Consider the following 14,472-nt stretch of genomic DNA (forward strand, 5'->3'; position numbering starts at 1 on the left):
ATATCAAATGTCAGGTCACGGTTTCCATGTACATGGTCCACACGATCATGAGATCGAACATGCAGCGCATAGCAACGATGAATTTTCTAGCAAAATTGCCGTAATGACTGCCATCATGGCTACGGTAGGCGCTTTGCTAGGCTATGAAGGTGGCGCTACGCAAAACGAAGCGGCAATGCATAAAAATAGTGCTGCAATCAAGAAAACCGAAGCGTCGGATCGTTGGAGCTATTACCAAGCTAAATCGAGCAAGCAAAATCTGGCCGAACTTGCCATGATTATTCCAGGTAGCGATGTAGAAAAATATAAATCTGAAGTTGCTCGTTATAAGACAGAAAAAGAACAAATCAAAAAAGAAGCTGAAGCTTTGGAGCTTCAGGTAGTAGAATTAGAAAAATCGTCAGAAGCATCCCTGCATCAGCACCATCGCTGGGCACAGGCGATGACGGCAGTGCAGATTGCAATCTCCTTAGCAGCGATTGCCTTATTGACTAAAAAGAAATGGCTAGAGTATGCTTCTTATGCTGTTGCAACCGCCGGTGTGGGTATTGCAGCTTTAGCTTGGATGCATATTTAAGGAAAGTTAACACTATGAAGAAGATTGCTTGCTTGACGATCTTGTGCGCATTAAGTGCAGTTCATTCGACTGTGCACGCGCAAGATTTCCGTTGGAATCAATCTTCTGCCATAGCTTCCCAAGTCTATCCAACATATTCTCTGTCACAAACTGACAGGAACAGCTTTGGTGGTATTGCAAGTATTCACAGCACACAAGAGCTATCGATGAGTTCACCACTTGAGTTTGGCTATAGTCCACCGAGTAAACAAGGTAAACGTGGCTCATCCCGAGGTTTATTCCTGAATCAATCTAATTCAACGACTCTGCATTTTTCGAAATCAGATAAATTAGACTACGGTCTGGATTTTAGTCTTGATCGCAAGCGTGATCCTTTTGAACTTGCCCAAATCGGCGCAGGCAAAAATCAATTGTCAGGCACAGACTTTTCGACTTCAGCCTTCATTAATTATCGTATTAATCCGACTTACTCGTTGGGATCGTCGATTCGTTATGGCACTGGGTATGAACGTGGTACGCAACTTAGCGTCAGCGCAAAGGCTAATAAGGTCTTTGGAAAGCGCCACAATTTGACCGCAGTATTTAGCGTCAACTGGAGCAATCTGTCCAGCGTGTCGAAGAACCCTTTCAGTACACTCGATTGGCAACAATCACAGAATTATTTATCGCTCAACAATCAGTTAAATCGAACTGAGTTACGTGTAGGAAGTAGCTGGAACTGGAACGTTGATACCAATTGGTCCTTGTCGACCGGTGTCAGCGCACGTCACTCGCTCAATTCTCCCGTGAACAATCCTTTCTTCACACAACGCACACCGGTAACCGTATTTTCGATCGCGACTTATCGTTTCTAAAGATAATGCCTCATTCTGGCGATGAGCCATTATCTTATTCCTGCATTTACCATCAGTCCGACATCACTTTGGACTCATTTTGAAGGTCTTAAATCAATCGGCCTGCCGCAATAGAAATCGTACGACCACAACGGGCAGCAATCGATAGATCATGTGTGACCAGCACCAGACTCGAACCGCGCTCGCGATTTAATTCAAACACTAATTGAATCACCGACTCACCCGTCGCAGCATCCAGACTACCGGTAGGTTCGTCGGCAAATAATAGCGGCGGCTCCGTGACAAAGGCGCGCGCCAAGGCGACCCGTTGCTGCTCGCCCCCCGACAAATATTTTGGATAATGTTTCAGGCGACTGGACAAACCAACTTTCGCTAACATCTGTTCCGCTTTGCTTTTCGCCTCCTTATCACCGCGTAATTCCAATGGCAACATGACATTTTCCAAAGCGTTGAGATGCATTAATAATTGAAATGACTGGAACACAAAGCCTAACTGATTCTTACGTAATAAAGCCCGACCGTCTTCATCTAAAGCGAAAATATCGACGCCGCCCAACTCCACGGTTCCTGATGTTGGCGTGTCGAGGCCAGCCAAAATACCTAGCAAAGTAGATTTTCCAGAGCCTGATGCGCCAACAATTGCGAGAGTCTCACCCGCTTCAACAGAAAACTCGATATTATGTAGAATAGTTAGTTCGCCCGTCGCATCAGCGACACGCTTGCTCAGGTTTTTTACGTGTATTGCAGGAATATTGCTTTGATCAGAAAGGCTCATGTTGAATTTATGCGTTTAAAATTTATGAAATCACTGAACATCTTCAGCGCACTTTTTGTCGCACTATTATTGTTTGTGCTATCGAGTAATGCGCATTCTGCACCAAAAACCATACTTGTGCTTGGTGATAGTTTATCCGCGGAATATGGACTCGCGCGCGGCACGGGTTGGGTGGCGCTATTAGAACAACGACTGCTGACAAAAAAAATTGCAGCGCGCGTGATCAATGCCAGTATTAGTGGAGAAACTAGTAGCGGAGGTAAGGCTCGCTTAAGCGCTCTACTCGAAATTCACCGACCAGATATCGTTATTGTCGAGCTAGGTGGCAATGATGCTTTGCGTGGTTTGGATTTGGATGCATCAGAACAAAATTTTCGCGATATGTTAAAAATGATTCAAACCAGCAAAGCGAAACCATTACTGGTGGCGATGCAAATTCCACCGAATTATGGCAGAGCATATACCGATAAATTCTTCTCCATGTATGCCAAATTGGCAAAAGAAACTAAATCAGCCTTAGTGCCATTTTTCCTCAAAGGTGTTGCTGACAAGCCAGCGCTATTCCAACCTGACCGTATTCATCTAACTGCAGAAGCACACCCGACCATGATGGAAAACGTCTGGGATCCATTACAGAAATTACTGAAAAAATGAGCGCATCCCGATTGGTTAGTTTTGCCGAAGCTTATACAAATTCATCTGGGTTTGATTGCATTATCGATGCGCGTAGCCCTGCCGAGTTTGCAGAAGATCACATCCCGGGCGCCATTAATTGCCCAGTTTTGGACAATGAAGAAAGAATCAAAGTCGGCACGATCTATAAGCAAGTTAGCCCATTTGAAGCAAAAAAAATTGGCGCTGCTTTAGTCGCAAAAAACATTGGTAAGCATATTGAACAGTTATTTCTAGATAAGCCCAAAGATTGGAAGCCTTTGATTTATTGCTGGCGCGGAGGGAATCGCAGTGGCGCCATGACGCATGTCATGTCAAAAATCGGATGGCACGCGATGCAACTTGATGGCGGCTATAAAGGGTTTCGCCGCTTCGTAAATCAGCAACTACCAGAATTGGCAGCACAAGCGCATTGGGTCGTATTGTGCGGAGAAACTGGCACTGGAAAAAGTCGATTACTACAACATTTACAAGTCGCAGGCGAACAAGTCATTGACCTCGAAGAGTTGGCACATCATCGTGGCTCAGTACTTGGGAAATTGCCGGATAACGGACAGCCATCCCAGAAATTTTTTGAAACAGAAATCTGGCGCCATCTCAGTCGTTTCGACTTCAGCAAACCTATTTATGTCGAAGCAGAAAGCAAAAAAGTCGGCAATTTGCGGGTGCCGGACGCAATGATGGAAAAGATGCGCGCCTCGTCTTGCATCAAACTAGAATTGCCTTTGAATGAGCGGGTTGGTTTACTTAGCGATGACTACCAACATTTCATCGAAGACGTCGCGCTTCTCAAAACCCAATTGGCATGTCTGATTGACCTACACGGCAAAGAACAAATTCGGATTTGGAACGAACTCGCGGAATCCAAACAGTTCGAGGAATTGGTAAAACAATTACTTCTCAAACATTATGACCCAGCTTATCAAAAAGCGATAGCGCGAAATTTCGAACAAGTGGAGCAAGCGAAGATTTATGCGATAAAAGATAAATCGGATACCTCATATGCAGATCTCGCGGTACAAATTATCCAAGGAAGTTAAGTCTTCTAAGCACAAGAATCGATTTAACTATCCTTGTCGTCAATAATGCTTTGCCCAATCTCATCAAGCTCCTCAAATTGTCGGTGATTTAATGCCCACCAGAATACGATACCGATCGCAAAAACTAAGATGACGCTGAGCGGAACCAACAAGTACAAAATATCCATAATTTTTTTGAGCTAAAGATTAAGCGGAACGCATCACATCGTGATCAACGGGCTTAAGGCCAAGCAAACGCAGGCCATTTACAACGACGAATAAAGAACTCAGTGACATGCCGAGTGCGGCATGCCAAGGCTCAAGATAGCCTAGCACTGCTGCAGGTACTGCGATCACATTGTAAAGCAATGACCAAGCTAAATTTTGCCGAATTAAACGATAAGCTTTCGCCGCCAATTGGACACTAAAATTAAAATCACTAAGCCGATTAGACATTAACAAGCAATCGCTGCGGGTTTGAGAAATCGGTGCTCCCTGCCCCATCGCTACCGATACTTGCGCTAAGGATAAGGCCGGTCCATCATTCATTCCATCACCCACCATAGCAACTACAGCACCTTGTCGCTGTAGTTGCAAAATATATTCGTACTTTTGTGCTGGGCTAAGTTCTGCCTGAAAGTCAGTGATGCCACATTGCATGGCAATCGCAGTCACGACTTCCCTTCGATCACCGGACAATAAAATCACTTTCTTTGATTGCTTTTGTAATTCGGTCACACAGGCAATTGCCTCGTCTCGCAAGCAATCTTCCATCACAAAATATGCCAAAATACAAAATTGATTTCCGAGAACAGAAACGGACTGCCCACGATACTCATCGGGAATCTGCCATACGCGTTGGTTTGCATCCTTAATTATTTCTTGCACATAATCGAGCTTGCCAAGTCGAAACCATACGCCGTTCAACTTTGCAGCGATCCCTGCACCTGCTTGTTCATGGCTAGCTTCAACTTTTAAACCTGAACGAGAAACTAGCGGAGTCAATTGCTGTTTCAGAAAATCGTCGGCGATCGCTTTTGATGCGGGATGCAATGACATGCTTGCTAACAATGCTGCGACATCTTGTTGCTGTGATGTAGAAAAAATTTCGTCATATAAATAAACGGAGCGCACGACTTTTAATTTTCCAAAAGTAAGCGTACCGGTTTTATCGAAAACCACGTGCGTCAAATTCGCTAGATTTTCTATTGCGCTTCCTTTGGTCACCAACATCCCGAATTTAGCTAATTGCCCGATCGCTGCCGACATCACGCCAGGCGTCGCCAATGACAATGCACAGGGACAAGTCACCACAACCACGCTGATGGCGATCCACAATGCGCGGCTCGGATCGATAAAACTCCAGGCGATCCCCGACATTACCGCAATCACTAAAATCGCAAATAGAAACCGGCTGGCGTGCTTATCTGCCAAAGCAAGTAACCTAGGTTTTTCCAACGTTGCCGACTCCATCATCGCAATCAGACTCGCTAATTGTGTCTGATTACCCACTTGATCTGCCTGCATCACCAACGCACTATGCAAATTAATTGACCCCGCAATCAATAGATCGTCCGCTTTTTTACTGACTGGTTTCGCTTCACCTGTCATTAAGGCTTCATCACATTCACTTTGTCCGTCGATGACTCGTCCGTCACATGGAATTTGCTCACCCGCTGGCACTAATAAATAATCGCCAATATTAATTTCATCAGCACGGCACCTTTGCACTTGCTCTAGGGAAGGATAGGCCACAATTTTCTGCGCCACGCTAGGGTGAATTTGCGTAAGCACTGCTAGTGCTGCGGAAGTCCTTCGTTTCACGTTCTCTTCGATGAAGCGAGCGCTCAACAACAGAAAAACGAACATGATGGCGGAATCAAAATAGACCGCGCCGCCAAAAAATGTTGCCCAGCAGCTGGCCAAAAAGGTCAACAGAATACCCACCGAAACCGGAACATCCATCCCCACGGTGTGATGTTTCAAATCACGCAAAGCACCACGAAAGAAGGGAATAGCGGAAAAGCCTATTACGGGAAGCGTGATAATCAAACTAGCGATTTTTAATAGACGATCCAAATCGGGACTGAGATCTCCATCGATTTCCGGTACGGGAACTAAATAAGCAGGAAAGGCGTACATCATGACCTGCATCATCGCAAAACCGGCCACAAATAATCGCCACAGCGCCACTTTCTTTTCTTTGGCCTGATATTCACTTAAAGATTGATTCGCGGGAAATGCAGCGTATCCAAGATCGACGATGGCTTGAATAATTTGTTTTAGACTCAGTTGCTCAGAGCGCCAACTTAATTGGGCTTTTTGCGAAATCGGATTGATCCGGAAAGATTCAACGCCGGATAATTGTGTCACTCTGAATTCAATCAACTGAACACAAGCTGCACAACGAATGCCAGCCACACTGAGCAATTCAGTTTGCAACTGTTTGCTTGTTACAGTAGATTCGCCTGCAGGTGGCTGCGCACTGGCAGTCGTCATTCGAAGATCGTGCTTTCGTTTAATTGTTTAGCTTGCAAATAGTCTTCGATCAAGCCATTTTGCTCAATCGCATTAAGTACGGCTAGGCAACCATGACAACAAACTGGTTGCTGCACTTGTTGGAAAGTCGCCATCAACGCAGCATCTTTACGCATACTTTCGCCGCAATGAAAACACAGACATTTCTCACGCTTAAAAAAACGCGACAGATGTGTACCATAAAATTGAGAAAGCGCTATTTGCATAAGAAACCGAATTTCCTTACCATTGTTCCTCGCATGATAACGGACAACGCAGTTTTTTTCTTGATTTGACGCAAGCAAATTCAATAAAACCAACAACACTATTGTTTGCAAGTCAAAATGAAAAACGATGGCGGTCAGCCATCGTTTTTATCATATTGGGGCTTATTAGAAGCCTCTAAACCGAGGAAGATTCACTCGATGATTTCTTCGTATAAATAGTACTCAACGTACAAAAATGACTTTCTACTTCATACATAACCGGTAAAAGTACCACACCGGAGCTCAAATGCCATTCGTCTGAAATACAAAAATATTTATGTATATTGACCTCCTCGTTTGAACCAGTTACGGCTTCAATATAGACGACCCAGCGTGCAATGAAAAGAAAATTTTAACTATCTAAATGATTTGTAAGATTAAAGAAATTAAAGCCAAATAAGACAAAATAAGGCCAAACAAAATAAAAACAAACATTAAAGCTTTTATGCTTCCATAGACTTTTCTGTTTTGAGCTCTGGTTTAGCAGTCAAGTAATCATCAGGTTGCCAGCAAATCTTTCCATCCACTTCCGTGATTTGTATTTTGCGCAAGCGTCCTCCGCGGCACGGTCCGCCTGTGCAATGACCGGTTTCTGGAACATAAATCGCGCCGTGGGTTGCGCACATAATGTACAAACCACTGCCTTCGAAAAATTCACCTGGGGACCAATCCAGCTCAACCGGCACATGGGCGCATCGGTTCAAGTAGCCATGCGCACCTCCATCATAACGAACTACAAACCCAGTTGCCTCATCACTACCCGCGAGCAAAGGGAAACGGATGCCCTTACCACCCTCTTCCAATTCGCTTGAATTACAAATAAAGATTTCCGCCATAAATCAAATTCCCAAATCGTTTTCTATTCGCCTGCTGCAAGCCAATTTTTTGCATTAAGCGCCACAGGTCAAGGCCAGTACTCTCATGCATTTTCACTTAGCCACTGATGCAAGTCCGCAACTTTTTTTGCAGAATATAAGGTCGGCACAGTCGCCAATAAGTTTGCATCATGTGCGCCATACTCAACCGCTACAGCTGATGCGCCGGCATTCGCTGCCATTAACAGATCATGCGTGGTGTCGCCGATCATCAAGGTTCGCTGCATATCTTGTCCTAATTCACGGGTCAATTCTTGCAACATGGCCGGGTGTGGCTTGGAAAAAGTTTCATCGGCACAACGGGTTGCATCAAACATTGACAACACATTCACGCTATTCATCGCACGATTCAGACCAACACGACTCTTACCCGTCGCAACGGCCAGAAAATATCCTTGGTGTGCTAGGTCAGTCAACATTTCCCTCACACCAGGAAACAAGGGCAACTCATGGTCACGGACTAAATAATGGTAGCGATAACGCTCTACCATTTTAGGATAAAACTTAGGGTCGACATCCGGCAGGACGGCTTGCATTGCATCGGCCAAGGCCAGTCCAATCACGTGGGCAGCTGCCACATCATCAGGAACTGGCAGTTGCAAGTCTCTCGCCGCAGCTTGTATGCATTTCACGATGGTGACGGTACTATCCATCAAAGTCCCATCCCAATCAAACACAATAAAATCAAATAACTTTTTTGCCATATTTCCCTATTGTTTGTATCTGCAAATCATCGATCTTTTTTTTCAGCTATTCCTAGCTATTCTTAATTGCTCTTAGAGATTTTTGACTGCGTGTAACTAGTTCACTTTACGTCAGGCTTTGCAAAAATTTCTCACATTCTTTTGGCAATGGTGCATTCAAAGTCATTTGCTTACCTGTTTCCGGGTGCGTAAAGGTAATTTGATGCGCATGCAGGAACATGCGTTTTAATGCACCACGACTATCAGTCGCTTTTAACAAAGCGCGATTTAAGGCAAAGTCACCGTATTTATCATCGCCTGCAATCGCAAAGCCACTGGATGATAAGTGCACGCGGATCTGATGGGTACGACCGGTTTTTAGTTCCGCTTCCAGCAATGCGAAATCGGTATATTTTTTCTTCAGGCTAAATACCGTGTGGGATTCCATCCCATCGGCTTGCACACGCACACGGCGCTCGCCGTCGGCCGTCGTGTATTTGTGCAGAGGCAATTTAATGTGTTGCCTTTGATTTTTCCAATCACCCGCTATCAAAGTCAGGTAACGTTTGTCCGTTTCGCCATCACGCATTTGCTCATGCAAATTAACTAAAGCGGAACGTTTCTTTGCTAACAACAATATTCCTGAAGTTTCTCGATCTAGTCTATGCACCAATTCTAGAAACTTCGCATCAGGACGAGAGGCACGCAATTGCTCGATAACACCAAAGCTGACGCCAGACCCACCATGTACAGCAACGCCGGCCGGTTTATCGATAATTAACAAATGACTATCTTCAAACACTATCGCAAACTCCGCGCCGGGAACATGCGTCGAATCTTTCTCAGCTATTCGTGTCGGCGGAATTCGTACAACATCGCCCTCTTTTAGGCGATACAACTGATCAATGCGTCCCTTATTTACACGCACCTCTCCCGATCGAAGAATCCGATAGACATGGCTTTTTGGCACGCCTTTGCAGATACGCAACAAAAAGTTATCGATTCGCTGACCTGCATCCTCTTCAGTGATCGTAATGAGTTGCACTTGTGCAAAAGTTTGCGAGGCGGTCTGCCCTTCAGCTATTTTGGATGGTTTTTGAGAGTTTCCACCCATATTTATCGCTAAGTCCTTCATTTTGAATATATAATCCCTGAGGCTAGAGCTAACAAAGCTTCAGCATGTGTAAGAAAGACGACTATTCTACACAGGGGCGTGTCTATCGGCCTCGCCATTTTGCAAATTCGATAGAAAAGATGTGTATGCACATCGTTTTTTGCAGGTCAAGGTTGCAACCAATTGTGGCAATCGGACTCATGCAAAGCGATTTGGATCAGAAAGTTTGAAATATAAGGATAAGTCTGGCAAGAGATGCGAATTGACATAAATTCGTTGGCTTGCCGGTTGATGGTTTTACAAATACCGGTCGATTTCGTCATACGTGATGTAGTTAAATTGAACTGCCAACGTTTTGACACTATTTATTTTAGTAAGTTGCGCATCGCCTGAATAATTATTAGCTTGATGTATCTCTGTTTCGCGTCTAAGGATGGCGAAATGCAAGCCAGAATACTCGGAGACATGTGCACTCGCCCCAGGTAAAAACTATCCGCGCCAAGCGCACAAATGATTTAATGAACACCTTTGAATGATTCCAGCTTCGCGCTGATCGCTCTCAGGATTATTTTTTAGATTTCTTTGTGTCAGTGGCATTTCCCGCCCCCTCAAACTCTCCGCTCTCGCATACATCCAACGTAAGCACGCCACTATTGTTCAGCCAAGCTGACGCTAGTGAAATATGGCTTTGATGCCATGGAGAAAAATATGAAACGTATGCTGTTTAATGCTACGCAGCAAGAAGAATTGCGCGTAGCGATTGTCAATGGGCAAAAACTGATTGACATCGATATCGAAACAACTGGACGCGAACTCCGTAAATCGAATATCTACAAAGGAGTTATCACACGTATCGAACCATCCTTAGAAGCCTGTTTCGTCAATTATGGCGAAGAACGTCACGGCTTTTTGCCTTTCAAAGAAGTCGCCCGTAGCTATTTCAAAGAAGGTATCGACGTCCGCAACTCATCGATCAAAGATGCTTTGCGCGAAGGTCAGGAAATTATTGTTCAGGTAGAAAAAGAAGAACGCGGCAACAAAGGCGCGGCGTTGACTTCTTTCATTTCTTTGGCTGGTCGTTATTTGGTTTTGATGCCAAACAATCCACGTGGTGGTGGTGTTTCCCGTCGCGTTGAAGGTGAAGACCGTCAAGAATTGCGCGAAACGATGGACAAGCTGGACTTGCCACAAGGTATGTCCGTGATTGCTCGCACCGCAGGTATTGGCCGCAATGTCGACGAATTGCAATGGGATCTCAATTACCTGATGCAACTTTGGCGCGCGATTGATGGTGCTGGCAAGTCTGCACAAGGCGCTTTCCTGATCTATCAAGAATCTTCTTTAGTGATTCGTGCAATCCGTGATTATTTCCAACCGGACATCGGCGAAATCCTGATCGACACCGACGACATCTACGAACAAGCACAGCAGTTTATGAGCCACGTGATGCCCGACATGGTGCACCGTGTAAAGCGTTATAGCGACGACGTGCCATTGTTCTCACGTTTCCAAATCGAACATCAGATCGAAACAGCCTACTCACGCACTGTGCCATTGCCATCAGGCGGCGCGATCGTGATTGACCATACAGAAGCTTTAGTTTCTGTGGACGTCAACTCCGCTCGAGCAACACGTGGTGGCGACATCGAAACAACCGCATTCAACACGAATTGTGAAGCAGCTGAAGAAGTTGCACGTCAATTACGTTTGCGTGACTTGGGTGGTTTGATCGTGATCGATTTCATCGACATGGAAAACGCCAAGAATCAACGCGAAGTCGAAACACGCTTAAAAGACGCATTGCGCTATGACCGTGCTCGCGTACAAATGGGTAAGATTTCCCGTTTCGGCTTAATGGAATTATCCCGCCAGCGTTTGCGCCCTTCTCTCTCAGAAGGCAGCCATGTCACTTGCCCACGTTGTAATGGCACTGGCCACATCCGCGATACTGAATCTTCTGCTTTGCAAGTCTTGCGTATTATCCAAGAAGAAGCAATGAAGGAAAATTCAGCAGCGATCCACGTACAAGTTCCAGTCGACGTCGCAGCGTTCTTGCTGAATGAAAAACGTGGCGAAATCCTCAAAATAGAAAATCGTCATCGTGTCACAGCGATTTTGATTCCAAACAAACACTTGGAAACCCCTCATTACAAGCTCGATCGCCTAAAGCATGATGATCCACGTTTGGAAGAGGCGCATGTCAGCTATGCCATGGCTGAACAAGCCGATACCGATATTGGTTACAGCAAACGTCAAAAAGACGATGTCAAACCACGTCAAGAAGCGGTCGTGAAGAGCATTACACCGGATACAGCGCCTATTGTTGAACGTAAGCCTGCTCCAGTATCAGCACCAGCAAAAGAAGCGTCCAGCGGCGGTTTGTTTGCCGGTATTGCAAAATTCTTCAGTTCCATTTTTGGCGCCAGCGAAAGCAAAGCACCAGTCGCTGAAGAAAAACCAAAACACAGTCGCGATAGAAATGACCGCAATCGCCAACGCAATCGCGGCCAAAACGGCCGCAATGGTCGCAATGGTCGTAATGCGAACGGAACTGAGACTGAAGATCGTCCAGCGAATCCGAACAGCAATCCAAACAGCAACCAAAATCGTGCTGAAAAAGATGTGAGTAAACCTACGGCAAATGAAGCCAATCAACAGGCACGTCAAAACAAGCAGCCACGTCCGCCACGGGAAGAAAAAGAAGGTCAGGAAGCGCAAGGCGGTCAAGGTCGTCGTGATCGTCAACAACGTCAGCGCGATGGCAAGAAAGACAATAGCATTTCTGATGTAAAAGTCGAAGAACTAACAAGCGCTGCGCTGGATACTGCCACTACACCTGCGCTGAATAAACCAAAGAATCAGGAAGTGCCAATCGCGGCTGGCTTAGCGGATCAAGATGGTAACGAACCACAGGCAGAAGAAGGTCGTCGTCGTCGTCGCGGCGGTCGTAATCGGAATCGTCGTGATCGTAACGGTGCTGACAATACAGAATTGAATGCAGCTCAGGCTGAAGTGAATGGTGAAGTCAAACAAGACACACCACCGGCATTTATTCCTGTTGCAGATATGATGACCAATGCGCCTGTGAATACAGAAGCCGCACCGATCCAGGCTAGCTTTGATTTAGCACCAACTTCAGCAGTGGAATTGGCAGCTACCGTGGTCACAGAACGTTCTCCTGAGAACTTTGTCGAGCAACCAGCTGCCATTATTACTGAGACACCTACTGCACAAGTAGCTGCAGTAGCTGCAGTCGGTACTGCTCCAATCGTCAATGAGGCAGATCCTAGTACACTTGCATCTACCGAATCGGTCGTGCCAGAAAGTGTTAGTACAACCCTAAATGAAGGCGGAGAATCAATTGTACCGACTGAAGCTGTGACTGTTACTCAAATGAGCAATCTGGTTGCGGAGACAGTCAATGAAGTTGTGATGACCGATGCACCTGCGATTGCTGCAGCTGTCGCAGTCAATCAAACTTTACCAATGTTTGCAGAAGTCCCTGATCAACACGTTCAAGACATCCTGAAAGTGGAGCAATCTGCAATGGTTGCCCCCACACCAGTTATTGCAGAAGTTGCGGTACAGGTCACACCGACAGCAACAATTAGCACGCCCCCAGCGCCCGATTTAGATGCAGTATTGGCGCAGGCTGGTTTGATTTTAGCGAGTACAGATCCTGCCAAGTTGAAGGCTGCACAAGAAGTTACGACACAAGCGCATGTTGCTCCGCGTGTCGTGCGCGAACGTAAAGCCCCAGTGGTAGCTGCTGATGAGCCCTTAGTGTTGGTGGAAACAAAACGTTAAGCTATCTTAAGCATTCGCCAAGAAAATAAGGCAGCCCAGCGCACTTTGTGACTGGGCTGTTTTTATTTGGTATGAACGTTTTTTGAGTAAGATCAATTCTGTGTAGAACACAAAATAATCAGGCGTGATATTGTTGCGCAAATTCCTGCTTAATTCCCTCCCAATGAGCAACAAATTCATCCCGATTCAAACGATACAAAGCTTGCCAAATGATCTTGATATCAATAGGCTTGCATCATCGCCACTGCAGGTCCCGAGTGGACAGTTATACGACACCTTGCTTCGCCCTCTACACGATCTCAGAATTTCGGTGACTGACCGCTGTAATTTTCGCTGCACCTATTGCATGCCGAAAGATGTATTCAATAAAAACTATGTATACCTGCCACAAACAGATTTACTCAGTTTTGAAGAAATTCTTCGAATAGCAAAAATTTTTGTCGCCCATGGTGTCAGGAAAATCCGACTAACTGGCGGAGAACCTCTGTTAAGAAAAAATCTCGAAGAATTAGTGCATATGTTGAGCGCACTGAAAACCGTCGATGGCAATTCGCTTGATCTGACCTTAACAACGAATGCCGCATTATTAGCAAAAAAAGCTCAAAATCTGAAGGATGCGGGGTTGAGCCGCATCACAGTTTCTCTGGATGCGCTCAACGATCACGTCTTTAAGCAAATGAATGACGTCGAATTTCCGGTGGAACAAGTCCTGGAAGGGATACAAGCTGCGGAATCTGTGGGATTTTCTCAAATCAAGATCAATATGGTGGTCAAAAAAAGTGTCAACGCAGGAGAAGTAGTTCCTATGGCACGCTTTTTCAAAGATTCTCCCCACATCCTGCGCTTTATTGAATTTATGGATGTAGGTTCATCAAATGCTTGGTGTCTGGACGAGGTGGTTCCGTCGCATCAAATTATTGACGATTTGACGAAAGCGGATATGCCGCTTATCCCACTTCCAGCCCACAACAACAGCGAAACTGCGGCACGTTTTCAGCATCTTGATAGCAGCGGGGAGTTAGGTTTTATTTCCAGTGTCAGTCAAGCTTTTTGCCACGATTGCAGCCGCGCCAGGCTATCAACTCAAGGTAAGCTTTATACCTGTCTGTTCGCTAGTCACGGATATGATTTACGCCAGCATCTTCGCAACTTGTCTCTTGATCAAGCAGATTTGAAAATAGCCAACTTAATTCAGTCGATATGGGAAAAACGCAATGACCGCTATTCAGAATTACGCGGCATGGCAAACGATTCTACTTTCACAGATCGACAAAAAATAGAAATGTCGTATATCGGCGGCTGAAAGCATGATC

Annotated in this window: 13 protein-coding genes; 6 read left to right on the forward strand and 7 right to left on the reverse strand. The window is 45.5% G+C overall.

The window, feature by feature from the left end; all coding sequences use genetic code 11:
* The first annotated feature begins 7 nt into the window (after window positions 1–7).
* Window positions 8–577: a DUF4337 domain-containing protein gene (locus ACO0KW_RS18080; protein ID WP_423054764.1), complete on the forward strand. Its 570-nt coding sequence runs from the start codon at window positions 8–10 to the stop codon at window positions 575–577.
* Between the two features lie 14 nt (window positions 578–591).
* The gene (locus ACO0KW_RS18085; protein ID WP_423054765.1) at window positions 592–1,431 is read left to right on the forward strand and encodes a hypothetical protein; all 840 of its coding nucleotides are present in this window, start codon (window positions 592–594) and stop codon (window positions 1,429–1,431) included.
* 88 nt (window positions 1,432–1,519) lie between these two features.
* Here ACO0KW_RS18085 and ACO0KW_RS18090 read toward each other — a convergent pair whose 3' ends face one another.
* A complete protein-coding gene (locus ACO0KW_RS18090) occupies window positions 1,520–2,206 on the reverse strand; it encodes an ABC transporter ATP-binding protein (protein WP_423054766.1) in 687 nt (228 codons plus the stop codon).
* A gap of 24 nt (window positions 2,207–2,230) precedes the next feature.
* Here ACO0KW_RS18090 and ACO0KW_RS18095 point away from each other — a divergent pair, with 24 nt between their 5' ends.
* Both ACO0KW_RS18095 and mnmH read left to right on the forward strand, forming a co-directional pair.
* A complete protein-coding gene (locus tag ACO0KW_RS18095) occupies window positions 2,231–2,860 on the forward strand; it encodes an arylesterase (RefSeq protein WP_423054767.1) in 630 nt (209 codons plus the stop codon).
* Window positions 2,857–3,918: a tRNA 2-selenouridine(34) synthase MnmH gene (gene mnmH / locus ACO0KW_RS18100; protein WP_423054768.1), complete on the forward strand. Its 1,062-nt coding sequence runs from the start codon at window positions 2,857–2,859 to the stop codon at window positions 3,916–3,918. The genes ACO0KW_RS18095 and mnmH overlap by 4 nt, the downstream gene beginning before the upstream one ends.
* 23 nt (window positions 3,919–3,941) lie before the next feature.
* Here the strand turns inward: mnmH and ccoS are convergent, their stop codons facing one another.
* From ccoS to ACO0KW_RS18130, 6 genes are all read right to left on the reverse strand, one after another.
* Window positions 3,942–4,085, reverse strand: a complete 144-nt coding sequence (ccoS, locus tag ACO0KW_RS18105) for a cbb3-type cytochrome oxidase assembly protein CcoS (RefSeq protein WP_423054769.1) — start codon at window positions 4,083–4,085, stop codon at window positions 3,942–3,944.
* A gap of 19 nt (window positions 4,086–4,104) precedes the next feature.
* On the reverse strand, window positions 4,105–6,396 hold the full coding sequence (locus ACO0KW_RS18110) for a heavy metal translocating P-type ATPase (RefSeq protein ID WP_423054770.1): 2,292 nt from the start codon (window positions 6,394–6,396) through the stop codon (window positions 4,105–4,107).
* Window positions 6,393–6,641: a heavy metal translocating P-type ATPase metal-binding domain-containing protein gene (locus ACO0KW_RS18115; RefSeq protein WP_423054771.1), complete on the reverse strand. Its 249-nt coding sequence runs from the start codon at window positions 6,639–6,641 to the stop codon at window positions 6,393–6,395. Before ACO0KW_RS18115 ends, ACO0KW_RS18110 begins: the two co-directional genes overlap by 4 nt.
* A 482-nt stretch (window positions 6,642–7,123) precedes the next feature.
* A complete protein-coding gene (locus ACO0KW_RS18120; RefSeq protein ID WP_423054772.1) occupies window positions 7,124–7,516 on the reverse strand; it encodes a Rieske (2Fe-2S) protein in 393 nt (130 codons plus the stop codon).
* An 83-nt stretch (window positions 7,517–7,599) separates the two neighbouring features.
* The gene (locus tag ACO0KW_RS18125) at window positions 7,600–8,259 is read right to left on the reverse strand and encodes an HAD-IIIA family hydrolase (protein ID WP_423054773.1); all 660 of its coding nucleotides are present in this window, start codon (window positions 8,257–8,259) and stop codon (window positions 7,600–7,602) included.
* A 106-nt stretch (window positions 8,260–8,365) separates the two neighbouring features.
* Entirely contained in the window at window positions 8,366–9,373 is a 1,008-nt protein-coding gene (locus ACO0KW_RS18130; RefSeq protein WP_423054774.1) for an RluA family pseudouridine synthase, read from the reverse strand.
* 687 nt (window positions 9,374–10,060) lie between these two features.
* Between ACO0KW_RS18130 and ACO0KW_RS18135 the strand changes: the two genes are divergently transcribed.
* A complete protein-coding gene (locus ACO0KW_RS18135; RefSeq protein WP_423054775.1) occupies window positions 10,061–13,159 on the forward strand; it encodes an Rne/Rng family ribonuclease in 3,099 nt (1,032 codons plus the stop codon).
* A gap of 163 nt (window positions 13,160–13,322) precedes the next feature.
* Window positions 13,323–14,462: a GTP 3',8-cyclase MoaA gene (gene moaA, locus ACO0KW_RS18140; RefSeq protein ID WP_423054776.1), complete on the forward strand. Its 1,140-nt coding sequence runs from the start codon at window positions 13,323–13,325 to the stop codon at window positions 14,460–14,462.
* The last annotated feature ends 10 nt before the right edge of the window (window positions 14,463–14,472 follow it).

The sequence above is a fragment of the Undibacterium sp. Ji22W genome (assembly GCF_049340305.1).
GTDB lineage: Bacteria > Pseudomonadota > Gammaproteobacteria > Burkholderiales > Burkholderiaceae_D > Undibacterium.

Bases quoted from the DNA above. Each gene is read 5' to 3' on its own strand.
- ACO0KW_RS18080 (WP_423054764.1), top strand. From the start codon at position 8: ATGTCAGGTCACGGTTTCCATGTACATGGTCCACACGATCATGAGATC.
- ACO0KW_RS18085 (WP_423054765.1), top strand. From the start codon at position 592: ATGAAGAAGATTGCTTGCTTGACGATCTTGTGCGCATTAAGTGCAGTT.
- ACO0KW_RS18090 (WP_423054766.1), bottom strand. From the start codon at position 2,206: ATGAGCCTTTCTGATCAAAGCAATATTCCTGCAATACACGTAAAAAAC.
- ACO0KW_RS18095 (WP_423054767.1), top strand. From the start codon at position 2,231: ATGAAATCACTGAACATCTTCAGCGCACTTTTTGTCGCACTATTATTG.
- mnmH (WP_423054768.1), top strand. From the start codon at position 2,857: ATGAGCGCATCCCGATTGGTTAGTTTTGCCGAAGCTTATACAAATTCA.
- ccoS (WP_423054769.1), bottom strand. From the start codon at position 4,085: ATGGATATTTTGTACTTGTTGGTTCCGCTCAGCGTCATCTTAGTTTTT.
- ACO0KW_RS18110 (WP_423054770.1), bottom strand. From the start codon at position 6,396: ATGACGACTGCCAGTGCGCAGCCACCTGCAGGCGAATCTACTGTAACA.
- ACO0KW_RS18115 (WP_423054771.1), bottom strand. From the start codon at position 6,641: ATGCAAATAGCGCTTTCTCAATTTTATGGTACACATCTGTCGCGTTTT.
- ACO0KW_RS18120 (WP_423054772.1), bottom strand. From the start codon at position 7,516: ATGGCGGAAATCTTTATTTGTAATTCAAGCGAATTGGAAGAGGGTGGT.
- ACO0KW_RS18125 (WP_423054773.1), bottom strand. From the start codon at position 8,259: ATGGCAAAAAAGTTATTTGATTTTATTGTGTTTGATTGGGATGGGACT.
- ACO0KW_RS18130 (WP_423054774.1), bottom strand. From the start codon at position 9,373: ATGAAGGACTTAGCGATAAATATGGGTGGAAACTCTCAAAAACCATCC.
- ACO0KW_RS18135 (WP_423054775.1), top strand. From the start codon at position 10,061: ATGAAACGTATGCTGTTTAATGCTACGCAGCAAGAAGAATTGCGCGTA.
- moaA (WP_423054776.1), top strand. From the start codon at position 13,323: ATGAGCAACAAATTCATCCCGATTCAAACGATACAAAGCTTGCCAAAT.